A 20,572-nucleotide genomic window follows, 5' to 3' on the forward strand; every position below is an offset into this window, starting at 1 on the left:
GGCCCCGGCGCTACGTCATGGCCAACTAACAATTCTATTGCCCGGCAAGCTTGAGACTCTTGGCGATGCGGGTCAGCTTGGCGTACTCGTTGTTCAGGAAACCTTGCGCCTGCGCCATCGTCATTGGCTCGATCGCGCGCTGAAGGTTGACGGCGCGGCGGGTACGGTTCTCGGGGCTGGCCACCCAGGCGTTCATGGCATCCACCACGCGTGCTGTCACGGCGTCTGGGGTCTCCGGCGGTGCCAGCACGCCCGCCCACTGGCTATATTCGAAATCTGCCAGGTCCTTGCTTTCAGCCAGTGCGGGCACATCAGGCAATGACGGGTGCCGGGCCTTGCTGGCGACTCCGATCGGCTTGAAGCGGCCAGCCTTGATCATGCCGAAGGTTGGTCCGCCCATTGGCATGAAGGTCAGGTCCACCTGGGAGCCGGCGATGTCGCTGCTGACCGGGGCCGCGCCTTTGTAAGGTACCTCGAGGAAACGTACTCCGGTGCGGGCCTGGAAGTCGGCTCCGACCAGGTGGGGCGCCGAGCCGGGACCCCAATGCGCCAGTGACAGCGGACGGTTCTTCGGGTTCTTCGCGTAGGCAATGACCTCTTCGACATTCTTGAATGACAACGTGGGATTCGAGACCAGGATGAAGTCCGAAATACCGCTGAAGCCCGCCAGCTTGAACTTTTCCGGTGAATACCTGGCTGAGGCGATGGTGAGCGGTGCGACCAGGAAGTCGATGCCGGTCGTGCCCAGCAACGTATAGCCATCGCTGGCGCTGCGCAGCACGTTCATCGCGCAGATCGAGCCGCTTGCACCGGGGAGATTGTCGGCAACGACGCTTTGTCCGAGGCTTCGCTTCATCACGACGGATGCCGCCCGGATCGATTCGTCCGCCGGGCCGCCAGCGGGAAATGCGACCTTGATGATAATCGGCTTGCTGGGATATGGCTCCTGCGCCCGCAGCCATGATGGGGCAAGCAGGGCCGGCGCGGCACAGGCGGCCTGGAGCAGGCGCCGGCGCGAAAGCTGGATGGTCATGGTTGTCTCCTGGATGGATTCGGCGAGAAGGCATGCCGGCCATGAGTGTCTGCAGGCATGCCACTCGCACTGCCTCTGGTTGAGGTCTTGTTTGGGAGCGGTCTACTCGTAGACCACTGCGTACTTGATCGTCAACGTCGCGAACGCCTTGCCGATGTTGCCGACCGCAACCTCCCGCTGTGCAGGGTCCAGGGTGGCGGGCAGCACCAGCGTGGAGAGGATGCCCTGGTCCCCACGATCCTCGATGCGGATATCGACAAGGGGAACCGGTGCATCCGCCCTGACATCGGCAAGCATCTGCCGCTGCGCCCGGAGTACGGCGTCAGTGCGCAGCGTGTTCTTCTGGATCTTGCCAACGGCAGTCTTTGGAATGGTGTCGACCACATAGAACTGCTTGGGCACGGCGGCGCGTTCCGGGATCGCCTCATAGGCGTAGTGCTTGATGCGGCCAATCGGGTAGGTGCTGCCCGGCTTGAGCGCGATATAGGCCACCGGCAACTCCCCGGCATGCGCATCCGGCAGACCCACTGCAGCGGCGTCGAACACCTCGGGGTGCCGGTACAGCGCCTCTTCGATCATGCGCGGATCGATGTTGTTGCCGCCACGGATGATCAGGTCCTTTGCGCGGCCGGTCAGCCAGAAGTAGCCATCGTCGTCCGCATAGCCCAGATCGCCAGTGTTGAACCAGCCGCCCTCGAACCAGATGCTCTTGTTCTGCTCCGGGTTCAGGTAGCCAGAAAAGATGTTGGGCCCGCGCACCACTACGATGCCAGGCTCGCCTGGCGCGCATTCGCGCTGGATGTGTCCACCTGCAGCCTTGACGACTTTCATCTCCTGGTATGCCATGGGCAACCCGATGGAGCCGATGCGTCGCTCGCCGTAGCGCGGATTGGTAGCGCTCAGTGCCGTGCCTTCGGTCAAGCCGTAGCCTTCGAAGATCATCGCGCCGGTCTTCTGCTCGAACGTCTCGGCGACGGCTACCGACAGCGGCGCCGTACCGCAGCTCGCCGCCTTGAGAGAACTGATGTCGGCATCGCCAATCGGAATATTCAGCGCCATGTTCACCACGCTCGGCACCATGCCCAGCGCCGTGACCCCGAAGTGGTCGACAATCTGCCAGAGATTGCGGATCACGGACGGATCGCGCCAGCCGCTGGACGTCAGCAGCACCACCGATGCGCCGCGCGCCAGTGGCATGAGGCAATTGGTGAGCACGCCCGTGACATGGAACATCGGTACGCCGCAGACGCGGACATCGTCTGGCTGGACGTCGATCTGCATCGCGCTTATCCAGGCCATGGCCACTTCGTTGCCATGGGTGTGGAGCGCAAGCTTGGGCGTGCCAGTGGTGCCGCCGGTATGGAACATCGAGGCGGTATCCTGCGGTGCGAAGACGCGCTTGCTGTCGAGCACCTCGCCCTGGAAGCGGGAGATACTGGCATCGAGGTCGACAATTCCTTCCTCGCTTGCCGTGCCACCGCCGGACTTGATCCAGTGCCGCACGTCGGGCAATTCGCGCCGCACCAGCATGGCCTTGTTCCACGCCTCGATATCCGCGTCGGGACCATAGGCAATCACCGCCTTGGCGCCGGCGTTACGCAGCAGTGCTGCAATGATTTCCGGTTCCAGCATCCAGTTGACGGGGCAGGCAATGCCTGTTGCCTCGCTGCCCCAGAGCGCGTACTGAGACTCCGGCGTGACCGGCATCAGCACCCCGATGACATCGTCGGGCCCCAGGCCCAGCGAGTGCAGCAGGTTGGCGGTCTGTGTAATACGCCCGAACATCTGGGCATGGCTGATGGTGACCGCCTTGCCCAGTTCGTCTCCGGAGGCGAAATAGTGCAGGGCGGGCGCTTCGGGCGCACGGTCACGCGCCAGGCGCAGCAGATCGTAGGTGCTGTGCGGCAGTTGACGGTCCGCAAGCGGCGTCTGTCCGAATCGCCGGATATCGGCGAGCGACTTTACCTGGAGTCGCGGGTGGTAGGGATCTGCCGGATCGACAGCATGGCCCGGATCGGCGCTGGCCTTCGCCCATGTATTGAACTGGGTCATGGTCAGGTTCCCTGGTAGACCGGGCGGCGCTTGTTCAGGAATGCCTCGCCGCCTTCGTGCATGTCGTTGGTGCTGAACAGCGTGGCAAAAGCAAGCTGCTCCATCATCAGCGCCGTTTCGAGACTTGCGTCCTGGCCGTTGTTGATCATCAATTTGGCCATGGCGATGGAGTGCGGCGAGCGCTCGGCGATACGATGCACGTAGGCTTTCGCCTCCTCCAGCACCTGGCTGGCGGGCACCACCTTGTTGACGAGTCCAATGCGGTAGGCCTCGTCCGACTTGATGATCTCGCCAGTAAAGATCATCTCCTTGGCGCGTGTGGCCCCCACCAGGCGGGTCAGGCGTTGGGTGCCTCCGCGCCCCGGAATCAGGCCTACGTTCGTTTCGGTCTGGCCGAGCAGGGCGTTGTCCGCGGCAACGCGCAGGTCGCACGCCATGGCCAGCTCCAGGCCGCCACCAAAGCATGGACCTGCGATGGCTGCAACCACGGGGACCGTGCTGTTGTGAATCAGCGCCCATAGGTCGGGCGCACCACTGGTCGGGACGAATGCCTCGATCGGGCGGCGTGCGAGCATCTCGGGAATGTCGCCCCCGGCCACGAACGCCTTGGTGCCCCCCCAGAGGACGATGCCGCGCACGGTACGGTCGGCCATCAGCGACGACAGCGCCGCGTACAGGTCAGAGCGAAGCGTCGTGTTGAGCGCGTTGTACTTCTCCAGCCGGTTCATGGTGACGACGGCGCAGGGGCCGTCACGGTCGACGAAGACGGTGTCGTACTCCGTGATATTGCTCATCTGGTGTCTCCTGTTTGTCGTTCGATCTTCTTTCGCGATCTTTTAGTGGATGAACTCGAAGAGCCCGGCTGCGCCCATGCCGCCGGCGGCGCACATGGTTACGACGCCATACCTGGCCTTGCGGCGACGCCCTTCCAGCAAGATGTGGCCCACCTGGCGAGCGCCAGTCATTCCGTACGGGTGTCCAATGGCGATGGCGCCGCCGTTGACGTTCACGCGCTCCAGGGGCAGGCCCAACTGGTCGATGCAATACAGCGCCTGGCAGCCGAAAGCTTCGTTGAGTTCCCACAGGTCGATGTCGTCGACGTTGAGCTCGTTGCGCTCCAGCAGGCGCGGAACCGCCTTGACCGGGCCGACGCCCATTTCGTCCGGCTCCACCCCGGCGGTGGCCAGGCCTACAAAATACCCAAGGGGTTCGAGGCCGCGCCGTTCGGCTTCACGTTCGGACATCACCACGAGTGCCGCGGCGCCGTCCGAGAGCTGGCTCGAATTGCCGGCGGTCACCTGGTAACCGTCTCCCTTCACGGCGGGCAATACGCGCAGCTTTTCCAGCGTGGTGTCAGCACGGACACCCTCGTCGGCTTCAAGCAGGAACTCCACCGCGGAAGTCTCGCCGGTCTCCTTGTTTGTCACCGATTTCATCGATGCAAGCGGCACGATCTCGTCGGCAAAGCGGCCTGCCTTCTGTGCCTCGACAGTCAGCAGTTGGCTACGCACCGAAAACTCGTCGGCGCGCTCGCGCGACATGTCATAGCGTTTGGCCAGGATTTCCGCGGTATCGATCATATGCAGATAGACATCCGGACGATTCTTTGCCAGCCAGGCCTCTTGCTGGGCGACCTTCAACGTGACTGGCTGCGACAGGCTGATGGATTCGACACCGCCCGCCACCATCACCGGCACCTTGTCGATCAGGACCCGCTGCGCGGCAAAGGCAACCGCCTGCAGCCCGGACGCGCAGAAGCGCGTGAGCGTGGTGCCGCTCACCGACACAGGCAGTCCTGCGCGGATGCCTCCCGCACGGGCAACGTTGCCGCCGGTGGCGGCGATGGGTTGGCCGCAGCCAAAAATGATGTCCTCGACTTCTCCGCCGTCGATACCCGCGCGCTGGACGGCGTGCTGGATGACATGGCCTGCCATGGTCGCCCCGTGGGTCATGTTGAACGCGCCTCGGCTGGCTTTGCCGATAGGGGTGCGGGCATACGAAACGATTACTGCGCGAGACATGAGCTCTCCTTCGTGTGGATGGATATTGACGTTCGTGGCTGGTTCAAGAATCGATATAGACAGCGGATACATTTGGAGGCAAATCAGGAGCATCAGAGGCTCAGAGCCGCAGTGGCCGCCCAGCCTCATTTTTGACTGCTGCGGTCTCCATGTGTATCCACTGTCTACATGCTAGGTGGGCGATCTTGATCGCGTCAAGAACTCGTGTGGTCGGTTCGGGTATACCTGCGTAGCGATGCCTTGACGGTTTTCAGGTAGTTCACTAGCATGTAGACACTGACTATATTGGCGTGGCAAGGGAGGCAAGAGGAAGGGCAAAAAGGGCCCCCTCTGAAGCGCGCTCAGCGAAACTATCGAATCGAGGGAATGATCTGCTGCAATGCCGATGGGGCTACGTTTGCGCGGCGCTGCGTGGCTTCGCTTTCGGCTTGCTTGCGGCGGTGGTCGTTGCGACTGCCGCCGCTTTTTTCTTGCCTGCGGCCAGCAGGCCGGTCAGCACAAACTGCTGTACGCTCTGCCGCCATTGTGCGAGTGCGACCTTCGGCCGCGGGCTCGGTCCGGTCGGCTTCGCACTGAAGAACATGCTGACGCCGTGCATGGCCGACCACGCGCAGCGCACCATCATGTCGTCGAACTGCTCCGCCAGATGGTTCTCCCGGAAGTAGTCCTGGACTGCGCCAGACAACAGCTGATAGGAAGCGTTGCCTGCTTCGAGCAGCTCGGGGTACCTTTCCTTCTCTTCGATCTGCGGTCCGAACATCAGGTAGAAGAGGGCGGGCTGCTTGACGGCGAACTCGATATAACCGTCCATCACGGTGAGCAGCCTCGTCTCGGCAGTCATCTCAGGGGACAGTCGGGCGCGACGCACGGCAACCAGTTCACGAAATCCTTCGGCGGCGATGGCCGCCAGCAACCCTTCCTTGTCGGCGAACTGATTGCGCGGCGCGCCGTGGGAAACCCCCGCAAGCTTGGCTGCGGAGCGCAGTGTCAGTCCGTGGACACCCTTGTCGGCCAGGATTTCCCTGCCGCAGCGGATCATTTCTTCCCGCAGGTTGCCATGGTGATAGCTTTGGCGGGCCGGCCGGGTCGTGGAAGTGGTCATGAATGCGGGTCGCGGTGTCGTCAGGCCTCCATATTAGCGCCAACCAACGTGTTCCCAATCAATCTCAGGCGGATTCAGCAGGAGCGACGGCAGCGCCCTGGATGCCATGCCGGTCCAGCGCTTGCGCAACCATGCCGGAAGCTTTCATCGACTCGACGAAGTCCGAGAGAAAGCGGGCAGCTTGTTCGCCCCGGGACTTGGGGACGCCCATCGCCTGGCGAATGACCATGAATCGCTCGTTGAGGAGCCTGTAGCCGGGAACGCCGGCGATGTCGGCTTCGAGTTGTTGCTTTACGCCCGCGGCAACGTCAAGTTTTTCCTCCAGGAAGAGCTTCACCACGGTAGGTGAAGTCGGCGCCCTCACGATCTCTGCCTGCTTGAGTTCGCGTGTCAGGAACAGGTCATAGGCACTGCCTTTCCCAACCACCACGCGCGTGCCGGCGCGGTCCACGTCGGCGTTGGCATGCACTGGCGAATCGTCAGACACCAGGTAGTACCCTTCGATAAGAACATAGGGCGAAGTGAATGCGATGCTTGCTCCACGCTTGGGATCGATTGCGAAAAAGCCTACATCAGCCTCTTCGTTGCTCACGACATCTACGGACTTGCCCGCCGCATCGACAACGACGAGTTCGAGCTCAACCCCCAGTCGTTCAGAAAGGGCCTTGGCCAGGTCAACCGAGACGCCCCCGGCGCTGCCGTCAGCTTGGCGGTTGGCGAGAATTGGGTTCCCCAGGTTAATGGATGCGCGCAGTACGCCTGTGGGCGCAAAGGCTTGGAGGATGGCCTTGTCTACAGTCATGTGTTTCCCCGCGGTTCGTTAAGGTTCGAGAATCTGAGTGATTTTGGCTAGCGCAGTCAGCGTATGGTCCAGGTGCTCGCGCAGCGCTTGTGACGCGTCTGCGTTGCGCTGTTGCTCGAGCAAGTCCAGCAGATGCAGATGCTGCTTTGCGTGCTCTTCGTAGCGAGCGCGATCGCGCATCGAGCGGTAGGACAACAGGCGGCGCACGCGATTGACCCGGCGAATGGAATCGATGAAGAATGGATTGCCGGACGCCTCGACCAGAGATTCGTGGAATCGCACACCCCGGTCATGGAGTTGGTCCGCCGTATCCGTCTCGATACCACCTTCGAGCAGGTGAAGTTCCGCCGCACGCAGCCTTTCGATGACACGGGCATCGATTCTATACCCCGGCTCAAGCAGGGCTGCCGGTTCCAGTGCGAGCCGCATGCGGTAAGACTGCAGCAGAGAGTCGGGCGTGGTCAGCATGGCGGAGAAAGACCAGCCATAGCCGGGCTTCCTTTCTCCCCAACCCTCTTGCGTGATGCGCTTGAGCACGGCATTGAGTTGCGTGGCAGTGAGCGCATACCGAAGCTTGATGGTTTGCTCGGAAACTTCCATCGGTAGCGATCCTTGCAGGAGGTCATCTGCAATCTGGAAGTACGCCGCGCTGACGGGATCTGCCTTGGCGATGCCCAGTTGCGAAGCAAGCTCGGCCGCGGGCGTTGCGACAGGGCGCGCGAGAAAGAACCCACGGTTTTTCTCGCGCGTCAGGATGCCTTTTTCATGGAGCAGAGCCAGTGCTTCATTGACTGGCGTACGCGATACGCGCAACTTGTCAGCCAGCATTTGTGCCCGCATATGAGCGCCCACCGGCAACTGCTCGGTTTGAATCAGCTCGACGATTTGCGTTGCAATGGACCTGTCGTGGTTCATGGTTTCTAGCCCCCGTCGGGGCCGCGCCGCTTATGCAGCCGAGGCGGTGACTCCCTGGCGTGCCAGCGTTTTCTGGAGAATCGATGGAATGACACCCCCGCGCTGGAGCAGTTCGACCTCAAGTCGAGTCTCTACCGCAGCGGTGGCCTCAAAAGCTTCCTCGGTTCCGTCTCGCCGGATGATACAGACTGGCACCTTGCATCTTGGCGACAGGGCCTGTGGGTCTGCGCTCACATGGACCTGATCGCCTGGTTGGATGTCCAGCGTCTGCGGGTTCACGCCCGTGGGCATGCGCAGCGGCAGAATGCCCATGCCGATGAGATTGGAACGGTGGATTCGCTCAAAGCTTACCGCAATCACGGCGCGGATCCCCAGAAGGCGCTGCCCCTTGGCCGCCCAGTCGCGTGATGAGCCAGTGCCATAGCGCTCGCCGGCAATCAGGACGACCGAGTCGCCATCGGCACGGTAACGTTGCGCCACTTCAAAAATTGGCGCGATTTCTCCGCTTGGAACGTGCACCGTGTGAGCAGTGGGTACTTCGGGCTGCAACAGGTTGACGAGCGTCTTGTTATAGAACGCCGCGCGCATCATCACTTCCCAGTTGCCGCGGCGCGAGGCGAATACATTGAGATCATCACGGTCATCGCCCCGACCCACCAGGAAGTCAGCCACGAAGCTGTCTTTGGGAATGGCGCTGGCTGGGGAGATGTGGTCGGTCGTCACGTCGTCGCCGAGCACCAGAAGGGGCCATGCGTTGTAGTCGCCGAGTTGCGAACCTTGGTCCAGCGCGGCAAATGGCGGGCGACGCAGCGCGGTAGAACCTTGATCCCACGGATACTGGGCCGTATCCGGCGAGGGCAGCGCCGCCCAGATGGGGTTCTGGGATGCAATGGCGAACGCACGCTGATAGTCGGTCGGATCCGCACCCAGGGCCAGGGATGCGGCAATTTCCTCGCGCGTCGGCCACAGGTCCTTCAGGAAGACCGGCGTGCCGTTCGGGGCCGTCTGGACGGGTTCGCGGCTCAGGTCACGCTCGGCGTCGCCTGCCAGTGCGAAGGCCACCACCAGAGGCGGCGACATGATAAAGCCGAGATTGAGGTCAGGATGAATCCGGCCAGGGAAATTGCGGTTACCCGACAGCATTGCCACGGGCCATGCCGAGCCATCAGTGATGGTTTCGCGGATCTCCGGCGTCAAGGGTCCCGAGTTGCCGATGCATGTCGTGCATCCAAAGCCGACGATATCGAAGCCTACGGACGAGAGGTCTTCGGTCAGCCCGCTTCGTTGCAGATAGTCGGCAGCGGCGGGCGACCCCGGGGCGAGGGACGTCTTGATCCATGGCGCCACGGTCAGGCCGAGTGCACGCGCCTTGCGGGCGACCAGGCCTGCGGCCACCAGGAGGGCGGGGTCCGACGTGTTGGTGCAACTTGTGATGGCGGCAATCGCCACCGGATAGCGTGGCATGCCGTGATGCTTGCCAGGATTCGCGACCGGGAATCTTGCCAACGCCGTGGCAGTGTCTGTGTAGGAAAGGAGATCCTGAGGCCGGCGCGGGCCGGCAATATGCATGCCGATACTTGCCAGGTCGACTTCAATGGTGCGCGTGTAGCGCGGTGAGGCATCGGCGTCGAACCAAAGGCCCGTGCGTTGCGCGTACTCTCGGGTCAGATCGATGGCGGCTGTAGCTCGTCCGGTCGTGCGCAGATAGTCCAGCGTCTGGTCGTCGATCGGGAAGAAACCCGAGGTTGCCCCATATTCGGGCGCCATGTTGGCTACCACGGACCGGTCTCCCGCAGTGAGCGTCGAAACGCCGGGGCCGAAGAACTCCACAAACTCCCCGGATACACCAATCGCGCGCAGCCGTTGCGTAACGGTCAGGGCCAGGTCAGTGGCCAACACTCCCGGTTGCAGCGCATTGGTCAGGCGTACCCCGATGACATCGGGAATGCGCTGCATCACTGGCATGCCGAACATCACTGTCTGCGCTTCAAGACCACCTACGCCCCAGCCCAGCACGCCAATTCCATTGATCATTGGCGTGTGGCTATCTGTGCCGATAAGCGTGTCAGGCACGGCCCACAGTTGGCCATCTCGCTGCTGCGTGGTCACCACAGTGGCGAGCTGCTCAAGGTTGATGGTGTGCATGATGCCCGTGCCCGGCGGATGAATCCGCACGCCTTTCAATGCCTTGGAAGCCCAGCGCAGGAAGCTGTAGCGCTCTGCATTGCGCTGGCTCTCGATCTTCAGGTTCTCGCTGGCCGCGTCGGGACGGGCAAATGCTTCGACGGCCAGTGAATGGTCGACGGACGAATCGACAGGCAGCACCGGATTGAGGGCAGTCGGGTCAGCGCCGGCCTCTGCCAGTGCATCGCGCATGGCCGCGATATCTACCAGCGCGGGAGTGCTCGTGGTGTCGTGCATCAGCACGCGACTTGGCTGGAATGCAATCTCCGCCTCGCTCGTGCCAGTTTGCAGCCACGCGACGATGCCCGCGATGGCCGCAGCGCGTTCTTCGCCATCGGTGTTGCGGGTCACGTTCTCCAGCAAAAGCCGCAAAACCACGGGTAGCCGGGGCAGGGAGTCTCCGAGCATGCGCGGCAGGTCGACATAGCTGTATGTGCTGTCGGCAGCGCAAAACTGACTGACGGTGGGGGTGTAGGTGTTTTCCATAGGCTTTACTTTGCATGTGTTTACGTCAAAATGCAATCAAGTGGAAACCCCAATCAGCCACGTAAAACAAGGAGACAGCACGTGAATCCATCCCCTTTGCACCCTGAATCCATGCCCGATCTGACACGTCGTCGCCTCCTGAGTGGGGCGGTCGCCGTGTCGGCTGCCTCTGCCGTTGCGGCCATTTCGGCATTGGGCTTGAGCACGACCGCTGCCCATGCCGCGGACCAGGGACGCAAATCGTCATCAAAAGGAAAAAGCATGACTGCCAAGTACGCCTATGTTGGATCGAGAACCACCCGCGAGCGCAATGCGCGAGGTGAGGGCATCAGCGTTTATCGTATCGATGCGCAAACAGGTGCGCTGCAGCTCACGCAACTGGTCAAGGACCTGGTCAACCCGTCATTCCTGGCATTGAGCAGCAACGGTGAGCGGCTCTATACGGTCCATGGCGACCTCAGCGATATCAGCGCGTTCGCGGTCGACAAGACCACGGGCAAGCTCGAATTCATCAACCGCCAGAGCACGCAGGGCAAGAATCCTGTGCATCTGGCCATCGATCCCACCGGCAAGTACATCGTAGTCTCGAACCACATCGGCGCCAGCCTCGCCGTGCTGCCGCTGCAGGCTGACGGATCGCTTGGTGAGCTGACCCAACTTGTGAAACTCGATGGTCCGGTCGGTCCTCACCGGGTTGAGCAGAAGCAGGCCAAGCCACACTTCAACCCCTTCGATCCGAGTGGGCAATATGTGGTGGTTCCTGACAAGGGCCTCGATCGCACGTTCTCGTTCCGCTTTGCGGACGGCAAGCTATCGCCGGCGTCGCCAAGCTTCGTCGAATCGCGTGAAACCTCGGGCCCACGTCATATTGCATTCCACCCGAATGGCAAGTTCGGTTATGTCGTCAACGAACTCGATTCGACGGTCACTACCTACGCCTACGAGGGGGCGACGGGCGCGCTGAAGCCGCTGCAAATCGTCTCGACGCTACCCGACACATTCACCGGCAACAGCCGCGCTTCGGAAATTGAAGTCGACGTTACTGGGCGCTTCGTCTATGCGTCGAATCGCGGATACGACAGCATCGCGATCTTCCATATCGACCCGAAAAGCGGCCATCTCAGCTTTATCGAAGCCGCGCAGTCGCAAGGCAAGACCCCGCGCTTCTTCGCTACGGCGCCGGGCGGCCGCCACATGTATGTGCTCAACGAAGATAGCGATTCGATTGTCGTGATGCAGATCGACCAGGCTAGCGGTCGACTCAACCCGACGGGTTTCAGCGTGCAGTCGGGCAGCCCGGTTTGCATGGTCTTCTCTGTGTAAAGCATTAACCGGTTGTCCATCATGCAGCAAACCACCACCGCACAGCAGGGCATAGACGAGCGCGCAGTCGTCAGGAAAATTACCTGGCGAATCATCCCGTTTGTCTTTGTTCTTTACATCATCTCGTATCTGGACCGCGCCAACATCGGCTACGCAGCGCTCCAGATGAACAAGGAACTGGCGCTGTCCAGCGAGGCATTCGGCTTCGTGTCGGGCATCTTCTTCATTGGGTACTTCCTGTTTGAAGTGCCCAGTAACGTGATGCTGAACCGGTTCGGCGCGCGGCGCTGGATTGCGCGGATCCTGGTCTCGTGGGGTGTCATTGCGGTGGTCAGCGCGTTCGTGCAGACGGCCGAGCAGCTCTACATATTGCGCTTCCTGTTGGGCGTGGCGGAGGCGGGCTTCTTCCCCGGGATCATCGTCTATCTGACGTACTGGTTCCGGGCGAAGGAACTGGCCACCACGGTTGCGCTGTTCACGGCCGCGATTCCGGTGTCGTACATCATCGGCGCACCGCTGAGCACCTGGATCATGGACAACGTGCATTGGCTGCAATGGAGCGGCTGGCGCTGGATGTTGCTGCTCGAGGGCGCCCCCGCGGTGCTGGGCGGGGTACTTTGCTACTTGTACCTGACAGACCGCCCGGCCGATGCACGCTGGCTGACCGATGCCGAGAAGCGCTGGCTGGGCGACGAACTGGAGCGTGACCGGAAGGCGCGCCCGGAGGCCGTGCACATGAGCACGCTGAAGGTGATGCAGAACCCGAAGGTGCTGTACCTCGCGTTTATCTACTTCGTCTACCAGTGCGGCAGCCTGGGCGTCGGGTACTGGATGCCGCAGATCATCGCCGGCTTCTCGTCATCGCTGACGCATACGCAGGTCGGCTTTATCGCCATGGCACCGTATCTGTTCGCCACCGTGATGATGATTCTCTGGTCGCGCAGTTCGGACCGTCGCAATGAACGTCGGCTCCATTCGGCACTGCCTTTGGCCGTAGCCGCGGTGGCACTGATCGGTGCGGGTATCGTCAACAATCCCTATGCCGCCATTGGGTTGATCAGTCTGAGTCTTGCGGGACTGTACGCATTCAAATCACCTTTCTGGGCGCTGCCGACACTTTTCCTTAGCCGCTCCACGGCGGCTGTGTCGATTGCCGTCATCAACTCCATCGGCAACCTTGGCGGATTTGTCGGGCCGTTTGCCATCGGATATATCAAAGGGCAGAGCCACAGCGCATCTCTTGGCCTGCTGTTCCTGGCGGGTTTGCTCGTGATCTCGTTCCTGATGACGTTCTTCATTCGCATCACCGAGCACCGTCCGGTCGATCCGGCGTCCGCGCCGGTAAGACACAGCCACTAGCCCCAATTTCCTTTCCCAACCGCGTTGGTCTGGTGCCCTTTCCGAAGGGTGCCGGGCGGCGCTCATCCATAAGAAATAGCAAGAGGAGACAAATGAAACGAGCAGGCTTGCTTGCAGCATCGCTGGTCAGCAGCGCCGCCTATGCGCAATCCGGGGTCACGCTCTACGGAGTGGCCGACGTCGGCATCGAGTATGCAAACCACGTCCGCACGACTAGCGGCGGCAATTCCGTCGTGCGGATGCAGCCTGGCAACCAGTCCGGCTCGCGGTTCGGCATCCGGGTTGTCGAAGACCTGGGCGCCAACTGGCGTGCGATTGCAAGGCTGGAAAACGGTACCAATCTCGATACCGGCACCTTGGCGAACGGCACGGGCTCGACGCAGCGGCTTTTCGGGCGCAGCGCGTATGTCGGGCTGGAAGGGCCGTACGGCAACCTCACGCTGGGCCGGCAGGACGCACCCATCTACGACTTTGCGAAGACCTATGACCTGCTTGGCGTATCGGCGCGCTACTCCATCACCTCGATGGATCCGGTGTTCGCGCAACGCATCGACAACTCGGCCAAGTACCTCGGAAAGTTTGGCGGCCTGACGGTCGAGACAAGCTACAGCACGGCCTGGGACACGGGCTATGGCGGCGAGGTGCCGGGCGCAATTCGCGCGGGCCGGCAGATCGGCGGTCAACTCGCGTACGAGTCCGGCGGCATGGGCATGGCGGTGACATATGACCAGACGCAGGGCTCGACAGCTGCATCCAGCAGCCTGTCGAACCGGAACCTGGCGTTTGGCGCGATTGGCTCGTTCGGGGCGGCAAAAGTCGTGGCCGGGTATCGCTGGAACCGGTCCGAGTATGGCGGCACAAACGGCAGCACGGCGCTAACACCGCAGCAGCGCACGGACATGTACTGGCTCCAGGCGAGCTACAACCTCACGCCGGCGTTCTCGCTGACTGGCGGCGCGTTCTACACGAACAATCGCGCCAACGATCAGGACCCCTGGCTCTTTATCGCATTGGCCGACTACGCGCTCTCCAAGCGCACAGACATCTATTTCACTGCGGCCTACGCACGTAACCGTAACGGTTCGGCCCTGGCCGTGGGCTCGGGCAACACGGTACAGGCTGGTGCCAACCAGACTGGCGTGCTGCTTGGCATGCGTCACAAGTTCTGAGAACGAAAAGGAGACATCATGGAATTCCGTACTACCAAGCGTCTGTTCCAGTGTTTGACCGCGGCAGCCCTTGTCACCGGTGCGGGTGCGGCGACAGCGCAAGCTGGTGCCTATCCTTCTCGACCGGTGACCATTGTCGTGCCGTTCTCGGCCGGTGGTGGCGTTGATGCAATGGCGCGGGTCCTGGCTGAAAAGCTGCGCACCGTGCTCGGCCAGTCGGTCGTGGTAGATAACAAGGGCGGCGGCAGCGGCATGATCGGCGCGCAGGCAGTCGTAAAGGCTCCGGCGGACGGCTACACACTTCTGATGGGGTCGGCCGGCGAGACGGCGATCAATCCGTTCGTCTTCAAGAAGCGCATGCAGTATTCGCCGCAGACCGACCTCATGCCCATCAGTCTTGTCGTGAAGGTGCCCAATGTGGTGGTGGTCAACCCGGCGCTGCCGTACAAGACAGCCGACGAGCTCGTAGCGTACGCGAAGGCCAACCCGGGCAAGGTGCGCTATGGCACCAGCGGTGTCGGTAACCCGCAGCATCTGTCTGGCGAGTTGATGGCACGACAGGCGGGCATCCAGATGACTCACGTGCCGTACCGTGGCGCGTCCAACCAGTTACTCGATGTCGTCGGCGGCAATATCGAGATGACCTTCGTGAGCCTGGCTGGCGCGCGTCAATTTATCAAGGACGGCAAGGTACGAGCTATCGGCATCACGTCTCAGGGTAAGAGCGCATTGGCGCCCGACATTCCGGCAATCTCCGACTCGACGAGCTTGAAAGGCTACAGTCTTGAGAACTGGTTTGGCTTGTTCGCACCCAAGGGGACGCCTGCACCGGTGATTGCCCGTTTGAATGCCGCTGTTGTTGAGGCGCTGAAAGATCCTGCCGTGGCGACCAGGCTAAAGGACCTCGGCGGAAATCCCAGCCCCATGACCCCGGAGCAGTTCAGCGCGTTCATCCAGCAGGAGTCCGTCAAGTTTGGACGCATCGTGGAAGAGGCGAAGATCACGCCAGAGAACTGATGGGGCAGGGTGGTGGCACGGTGCGCCGCCAGGCAGAACCGGATCGGTGCCTGCGGTGGTGGGCATCTTCCGGTCTCGATCGAAGGATGCCGCATAAAGCACTGCAAAAGCCCCGTTTCAAAATGCAAAATAGGCACCCCGGGCAATTTCACCGATGCTTGCGTCTCAAAGCGCGCCGACCATGGTTCGGCGCCACCACAGGAGACAAGGCATATGATGCAATCGCGCACTGTCGGCGATGTCAAGGTCACCCGCATTCTCGAATATGCGGGCCCGACGCACGATCCGGCATTCCTCTTCCCGGATATCGACCGCGGCGTGCTCGACGCCAATGCCGATCTGATGGCACCCCACCATTGGATTCCGCACATGAACAAGCTGATCGTCACGATCCAGTTCTGGGTGGTGCATGCGGGCAGCAATATCATTGTGGTCGATACGGGCGTTGGAAACTTCAAGCCGCGCGCGGGTATTGCGCGGATGAACATGCTCAATACACTGGTGCGCGAATGGATGATTGCCGCCGGCGCTCCGCCGGAGAAAGTCACGCATGTTGTCATGACGCATCTGCACGCCGATCATGTCGGCTGGAATACCACGTGGCAGGACAATCGGTGGGTACCCACGTTTCCCAATGCACGCTACTACCTGCCGAAGGATGATTTTGTCTTCTGCAGGGACGGCCGCAACAAGGAACCCGGCGTGGTGGACGTATTCGGCGAATCGTTCTTCGACAGCGTGATGCCGGTGGTCAATGAAGGGCTGGCAGAGACGATCGAGCCGGGGCACGAAGTCGCCGGCTGCCTGCAAGTGGAGCCAGCGTCGGGCCACAGCCCTGGCCAGGTGGTATTCCGCGTGCGCTCACAAGGCGAGGAAGCGGCTTTTTGCGGCGATATTCTGCACAGCCCCATCCAGATCGTGCGCCCCGATGTGAACTCCGGGTATTGCATCCGCCCCGACCTGGCGCGCGACACCCGGCTGGCGTTCCTGAACAATGCGGCCGACACCGGCGCACTGATCCTTCCCGTGCATTTTGGCGAACCATACTGCGGCTACGTGCGACGCCAGGGGCAGGGGTTCCGGTTCGAGCCCGCTACCTGGTAATCCCTGCTGCATCGGGCAACAGGTGGCCGCCGGCGTCCACGCAAATGGCGGCCTGTGGCTTGCCGATCGCGGCTATGATCAAGGCTTGACCGACGCGCCCCGACATTTGCATGGCAGTACCTTTCGACATCACCGATTTTCGCCTGTTCGTCAACGTTGCGGAAACAAGCAGCCTGACGCGTGGCGCCGAGCGATCTTTCCTGTCGGTGCCTGCGGTCAGCAATCGGATCAAGAATCTTGAAGACACGCTTGGCGTGCGTCTGCTTGAGCGATCGTCACAGGGCGTGACGCTGACCGCCGCGGGCGAGGTCTATCTGCAGCATGCGCGCGTGGTACTGGCGGAACTGGAACGGCTGACGGGCAATCTCCAGCCGTTCACGACGGGGCTGAGCGGGCAAGTCAAGCTGGTGGCCAACACCACGGCCATTACCGAGTATCTTCCGCCCGTGATCGGGGACTACCTTGCCACCCATCCCGATGTGCGTATTGAGGTCAGGGAGCGCCTGAGCGACGATATCGTCAGGCTGGTAAGGGAAGGTGGCGCCGATCTGGGCATCATCTCCGGCAATGTGCCAACGGCTGGCCTGCAGGCCGTGCCGTTCGTCAAAAGCGCGCTGATTCTGGTTGCGCCGCTGGGGCACCCATTGCTGGCGAATCCCGACGTGTGGTTCGAGCAGGCATTGGACTTTGCCTTCGTGGCATTGCTTGAAGGCAGTGTGTTCCAGATGTTCCTGACACGCGCCGCCGGTGCGGTGCACAAGCCGATGACGGTTCGCGTCCATGTGGCAAGTTATGACGCCATGTGTCGCATGGTGGCCGCCGGGGCCGGCATTGCCATCATGCCCAAGGCGGCGTTTGCCCGTCTGAAGGGCCAACAGCAGATTGGCGCGTGCAACCTGCACGATGACTGGGCCGTGCGCACGTTTCAGCTTTGCGCGCGGGACCTCGATGGGCTGTCGAGCTTCGCGCGCGAGTTCGCGAACCGGCTGATCGAGCGCTACGCGCCGGACGCACGCGCAACCTGATTCCTTCGCTGTACACCATCCCTCTTGCCAGTAGACACCGGACGCTTCATCGGCGTAATACCGGCGCTACAGCGTGTGTCATCGGCATGACACTGGCGTCGCCATACGTTCTGTAAAACACACCCTCTTAAGCAAGCCCTAAGGGCGCTTGTCAATCGCGAAATTGTGGGTCCGATTCCTACATGGCAACCTGAGCTCATCGGACATCCACCTTCGCAAATCATGATCGACAAGCTCTACGAAACAGCACGCGACGCCGTCAGCGATATTGCCGACGGCGCCACTATCGCCATCGGCGGCTTCGGTGGCGCGGGCATGCCCGACGAACTCATCGACGCGGTGATCGAGCAGGGCGCCAGGGATCTCACGGTGGTCAGCAACAACGCCGGCAACGGCGACACCGGCCTGGCGGCACTGCTCAAGGCGCGCCGCGTGCGCAAGCTGCTGTGTTCGTTTCCGCGCCAGCGTGACGCGCATGTATTCGAATCCCTCTACCGAGCCGGCGAGATCGAACTGGAAGTGGTGCCGCAAGGCACGCTTGCCGAGCGCCTGCGCGCGGCCGGCTGCGGGATTGGCGGCTTCTTCACGCCCACCGGCTTTGGCACCTTGCTGGCCGAAGGCAAGGAGTCGCGAATGATCGGCGAGCGGGGCTACGTACTGGAGTATCCGATCCACGTCGATGTTGCCCTGATCAACGCCGCCGCGGCAGATCGCTGGGGCAACCTTGTCTACAACAAAACCGCGCGCAACTTCGCACCGGTCATGGCCATGGCCGCCACGCACACCATCGCGGCTGTGAACCGCATTTGCGAACTGGGAGAACTCGATCCGGAAGTCATCGTGACCCCGGGCATCTTCGTCAATCGCATCGTCTTGCGCAACAGCGCGTGCGCAGTGCCGGCTGCCGCATAAGGAGAACAACATGGATCAACTGGCAAGAAACCTGCTGGCCGCACGCGTGGCACGGGACATTCCCAATGGCGCGTACGTGAACCTGGGCATCGGTCTGCCGACCCTGGTGGCCAACCATCTGCCACGCCACAAGGAAGTCATCCTGCACAGCGAGAACGGTGTGCTCGGTCAATGGTCCGCCACGGAACCCGGGCAGGAAGACTGGGACCTGATCAACGCGGGTAAGGAAGCCATCCGCCTGGAGAAGGGCGCGGCGTTCTTTCATCACGCCGACTCGTTCGGCATGATGCGCGGCGGGCATCTGGACTTCTGCGTGCTGGGTGCTTTCCAGGTGTCGGAATACGGCGATCTCGCCAACTGGCACACCGGCGCACCCGATGCCATTCCGGCCGTTGGCGGTGCCATGGATCTGGCGATCGGCGCCAAGCGCGTGTTCGTCATGATGGACCACCTTACCAAGGACGGTGAAAGCAAACTGCGTCGTCATTGCAGCTATCCACTGACGGGCCTTGGCTGCGTCAACCGCGTCTACACCGAACTTGGCACGTTCGCCATCGGTCCCCAAGGCGTTTCCGTGATTGAAATCATTGGTGACATGTCGCGGGAAACGCTGCAGTCGATCACCGATGTCGATCTCGACTTCACGACCCTGTCGGCCCCCGAGTGCGCCTGAGTCCTGGGTGGCCACGATGCAGACACACAAATAGACACACACAAAGAGGAGACAACCATGCTGACCTGGTACAAGAGCGGCACCGCACAGCAAAAGAAGACCTTCTGGGCCTGCTATTCAGGGTGGGCGCTGGATTCCTTCGACATGCAGATGTTCAGCTTCCTGCTGCCTGCGCTGACCGTAGTCTGGGGCCTGAGCAAGGCGGAAGTTGGCCTGCTGGGCACCGTGGCGCTGATCGTTACCGCCATCGGCGGTTGGGGCGCCGGCATTCTGAGCGACCGCTATGGCCGCGCACGCATTCTGGTGCTGGCGATCATCTGGTTTACATTTTTCGGTGTGCTGGCAGGCTTCGCGCAATCGTATCAACAGCTTCTGGTGTTCCGCACGCTGCAAGGGCTGGGTTTTGGCGGCGAATGGGCCGTGGGTGCGGCGCTGATGGCCGAAGTCATCGACCCCAGGCACCGCGGCAAGGCCATGGGCTACGTGCAGTCGGGCTTTGCCCTGGGCTGGGCGCTGGCGGTCCTCGTTGCCACGCTTTTGCTGGCCTGGCTGCCGCACGACATGGCCTGGCGCGTAGCGTTCTGGAGCGGCGTGATCCCGGCGACGATCGTGCTGTTTATCCGCCGGCACGTCAAGGACTCCGCCGTATTCGAGCGCGCCCGCCAAAGCCGCGCGCCGAAGGCCTCGCTGGCCTCCGTGCTCGACCGCAAGTACGCGCGTTCGCTGACGCTGTCGAGTGTCCTGGTGATCGGCCTGCAGGCCGGTTGCTATGCCATTCTGGTCTGGCTGCCGTCGCTGCTTAACCAGCGCAAGGTGGCAGCCGCATCGCTGATCGTCACGGTGCTGATCATGGCCGTCGGCTCGTTCTGCGGCTTCGTGGCGGCGGCGGATCTGTCGGACCGTATTGGGCGCCGCCCCACGCTGATCGGCCTGGCGGTCTGCGCCTGGGTGGTCACCGCCGGCTATATGTTCCTGCCGTTGAATACCGGGTTGGCCATGGTGCTCAGTTTCCTGGTCGGGTTCTCCGCCATCGGCATGTTTGCCGCGCTGGGGCCGTTCCTGAGCGAAATGTTCCCGACCCACGTCCGTACTACCTGCATGGGCTTTGCGTATAACGTCGGGAAGTCGGTGGGGGCGGGCTCGGTGGTGGGTGTCGGCGTGCTATCCACCCATATCGGCCTGGCCAACGCCATGGGCACATTCTGTCTGGGGGCTTACGCTATCGCAGTATTTGGCATCCTGTTGCTGCCCGAAACCCGTGGCATCGCCATTGAGACGATTGGCGACGTTGACGCAACCGGGGATGTACCGGTGGTAGCTTCGCCGTCCGGCACGGTGACTAGCGCCGCGGCCGCGCGCCCCTGATACCGGTCACTGCCATCCATACAAAACCAA

17 protein-coding genes are annotated in these 20,572 nt (G+C 62.0%); 9 read left to right on the plus strand and 8 right to left on the minus strand.

Going from position 1 to position 20,572, the window contains the following annotated elements:
• Positions 1-34: 34 nt before the first annotated feature.
• From ACO550_RS18210 to acnA, 8 genes are all read right to left on the minus strand, one after another.
• Positions 35-1,033 (minus strand): tripartite tricarboxylate transporter substrate-binding protein, encoded by a 999-nt coding sequence (locus ACO550_RS18210; RefSeq protein WP_315594528.1) that lies wholly within the window; start codon positions 1,031-1,033, stop codon positions 35-37.
• Between the two features lie 102 nt (positions 1,034-1,135).
• Complete coding sequence (locus tag ACO550_RS18215; RefSeq protein WP_315594527.1) at positions 1,136-3,085, minus strand: acyl-CoA synthetase; 1,950 nt, start codon at positions 3,083-3,085, stop codon at positions 1,136-1,138.
• A 2-nt stretch (positions 3,086-3,087) separates the two neighbouring features.
• Complete coding sequence (locus tag ACO550_RS18220) at positions 3,088-3,879, minus strand: enoyl-CoA hydratase/isomerase family protein (protein WP_315594526.1); 792 nt, start codon at positions 3,877-3,879, stop codon at positions 3,088-3,090.
• Positions 3,880-3,921: 42 nt separating this feature from the next.
• The gene (locus tag ACO550_RS18225) at positions 3,922-5,106 is read right to left on the minus strand and encodes an acetyl-CoA C-acyltransferase (RefSeq protein WP_315594525.1); all 1,185 of its coding nucleotides are present in this window, start codon (positions 5,104-5,106) and stop codon (positions 3,922-3,924) included.
• A gap of 391 nt (positions 5,107-5,497) precedes the next feature.
• Positions 5,498-6,145 (minus strand): WHG domain-containing protein, encoded by a 648-nt coding sequence (locus tag ACO550_RS18230; RefSeq protein ID WP_315594524.1) that lies wholly within the window; start codon positions 6,143-6,145, stop codon positions 5,498-5,500.
• Positions 6,146-6,272: 127 nt separating this feature from the next.
• A complete protein-coding gene (locus ACO550_RS18235) occupies positions 6,273-7,010 on the minus strand; it encodes a transporter substrate-binding domain-containing protein (RefSeq protein WP_315594523.1) in 738 nt (245 codons plus the stop codon).
• Positions 7,011-7,028: 18 nt separating this feature from the next.
• The gene (locus ACO550_RS18240; protein WP_315594522.1) at positions 7,029-7,925 is read right to left on the minus strand and encodes an FCD domain-containing protein; all 897 of its coding nucleotides are present in this window, start codon (positions 7,923-7,925) and stop codon (positions 7,029-7,031) included.
• A 30-nt stretch (positions 7,926-7,955) separates the two neighbouring features.
• A complete protein-coding gene (gene acnA / locus ACO550_RS18245) occupies positions 7,956-10,595 on the minus strand; it encodes an aconitate hydratase AcnA (RefSeq protein WP_315594521.1) in 2,640 nt (879 codons plus the stop codon).
• A gap of 261 nt (positions 10,596-10,856) precedes the next feature.
• Between acnA and ACO550_RS18250 the strand changes: the two genes are divergently transcribed.
• The 9 genes from ACO550_RS18250 to ACO550_RS18290 all read left to right on the plus strand — a co-directional run bounded on the left by ACO550_RS18250 (position 10,857) and on the right by ACO550_RS18290 (position 20,542).
• Positions 10,857-11,918: a lactonase family protein gene (locus ACO550_RS18250; protein ID WP_315594520.1), complete on the plus strand. Its 1,062-nt coding sequence runs from the start codon at positions 10,857-10,859 to the stop codon at positions 11,916-11,918.
• Between the two features lie 21 nt (positions 11,919-11,939).
• Positions 11,940-13,277 (plus strand): MFS transporter, encoded by a 1,338-nt coding sequence (locus ACO550_RS18255; RefSeq protein ID WP_315594519.1) that lies wholly within the window; start codon positions 11,940-11,942, stop codon positions 13,275-13,277.
• A 92-nt stretch (positions 13,278-13,369) separates the two neighbouring features.
• A complete protein-coding gene (locus ACO550_RS18260; protein WP_315594518.1) occupies positions 13,370-14,446 on the plus strand; it encodes a porin in 1,077 nt (358 codons plus the stop codon).
• 18 nt (positions 14,447-14,464) lie between these two features.
• Entirely contained in the window at positions 14,465-15,463 is a 999-nt protein-coding gene (locus tag ACO550_RS18265; protein WP_315594517.1) for a tripartite tricarboxylate transporter substrate-binding protein, read from the plus strand.
• Positions 15,464-15,676: 213 nt separating this feature from the next.
• Positions 15,677-16,567: an MBL fold metallo-hydrolase gene (locus tag ACO550_RS18270; RefSeq protein WP_315594516.1), complete on the plus strand. Its 891-nt coding sequence runs from the start codon at positions 15,677-15,679 to the stop codon at positions 16,565-16,567.
• A 110-nt stretch (positions 16,568-16,677) separates the two neighbouring features.
• Positions 16,678-17,592, plus strand: coding sequence for a LysR family transcriptional regulator (locus tag ACO550_RS18275; RefSeq protein ID WP_315594515.1), 915 nt, complete (start codon positions 16,678-16,680; stop codon positions 17,590-17,592).
• 222 nt (positions 17,593-17,814) lie between these two features.
• The gene (locus ACO550_RS18280) at positions 17,815-18,504 is read left to right on the plus strand and encodes a 3-oxoacid CoA-transferase subunit A (RefSeq protein ID WP_315594514.1); all 690 of its coding nucleotides are present in this window, start codon (positions 17,815-17,817) and stop codon (positions 18,502-18,504) included.
• A 10-nt stretch (positions 18,505-18,514) separates the two neighbouring features.
• A complete protein-coding gene (locus tag ACO550_RS18285) occupies positions 18,515-19,177 on the plus strand; it encodes a 3-oxoacid CoA-transferase subunit B (protein WP_315594513.1) in 663 nt (220 codons plus the stop codon).
• A 57-nt stretch (positions 19,178-19,234) separates the two neighbouring features.
• Entirely contained in the window at positions 19,235-20,542 is a 1,308-nt protein-coding gene (locus tag ACO550_RS18290) for an MFS transporter (RefSeq protein ID WP_315594512.1), read from the plus strand.
• Positions 20,543-20,572 lie beyond the last annotated feature (30 nt).

Source organism: Cupriavidus sp. (assembly GCF_057315035.1).

Coding starts and splice junctions, on each gene's coding strand:
- ACO550_RS18280 (WP_315594514.1), top strand. CDS start 17,815: ATGATCGACAAGCTCTACGAAACAGCACGCGACGCCGTCAGCGATATT.
- ACO550_RS18270 (WP_315594516.1), top strand. CDS start 15,677: ATGATGCAATCGCGCACTGTCGGCGATGTCAAGGTCACCCGCATTCTC.
- ACO550_RS18240 (WP_315594522.1), bottom strand. CDS start 7,925: ATGAACCACGACAGGTCCATTGCAACGCAAATCGTCGAGCTGATTCAA.
- ACO550_RS18250 (WP_315594520.1), top strand. CDS start 10,857: ATGACTGCCAAGTACGCCTATGTTGGATCGAGAACCACCCGCGAGCGC.
- ACO550_RS18255 (WP_315594519.1), top strand. CDS start 11,940: ATGCAGCAAACCACCACCGCACAGCAGGGCATAGACGAGCGCGCAGTC.
- ACO550_RS18220 (WP_315594526.1), bottom strand. CDS start 3,879: ATGAGCAATATCACGGAGTACGACACCGTCTTCGTCGACCGTGACGGC.
- ACO550_RS18215 (WP_315594527.1), bottom strand. CDS start 3,085: ATGACCCAGTTCAATACATGGGCGAAGGCCAGCGCCGATCCGGGCCAT.
- ACO550_RS18260 (WP_315594518.1), top strand. CDS start 13,370: ATGAAACGAGCAGGCTTGCTTGCAGCATCGCTGGTCAGCAGCGCCGCC.
- ACO550_RS18225 (WP_315594525.1), bottom strand. CDS start 5,106: ATGTCTCGCGCAGTAATCGTTTCGTATGCCCGCACCCCTATCGGCAAA.
- ACO550_RS18275 (WP_315594515.1), top strand. CDS start 16,678: ATGGCAGTACCTTTCGACATCACCGATTTTCGCCTGTTCGTCAACGTT.
- acnA (WP_315594521.1), bottom strand. CDS start 10,595: ATGGAAAACACCTACACCCCCACCGTCAGTCAGTTTTGCGCTGCCGAC.
- ACO550_RS18285 (WP_315594513.1), top strand. CDS start 18,515: ATGGATCAACTGGCAAGAAACCTGCTGGCCGCACGCGTGGCACGGGAC.
- ACO550_RS18235 (WP_315594523.1), bottom strand. CDS start 7,010: ATGACTGTAGACAAGGCCATCCTCCAAGCCTTTGCGCCCACAGGCGTA.
- ACO550_RS18230 (WP_315594524.1), bottom strand. CDS start 6,145: ATGATCCGCTGCGGCAGGGAAATCCTGGCCGACAAGGGTGTCCACGGA.
- ACO550_RS18290 (WP_315594512.1), top strand. CDS start 19,235: ATGCTGACCTGGTACAAGAGCGGCACCGCACAGCAAAAGAAGACCTTC.
- ACO550_RS18210 (WP_315594528.1), bottom strand. CDS start 1,033: ATGACCATCCAGCTTTCGCGCCGGCGCCTGCTCCAGGCCGCCTGTGCC.
- ACO550_RS18265 (WP_315594517.1), top strand. CDS start 14,465: ATGGAATTCCGTACTACCAAGCGTCTGTTCCAGTGTTTGACCGCGGCA.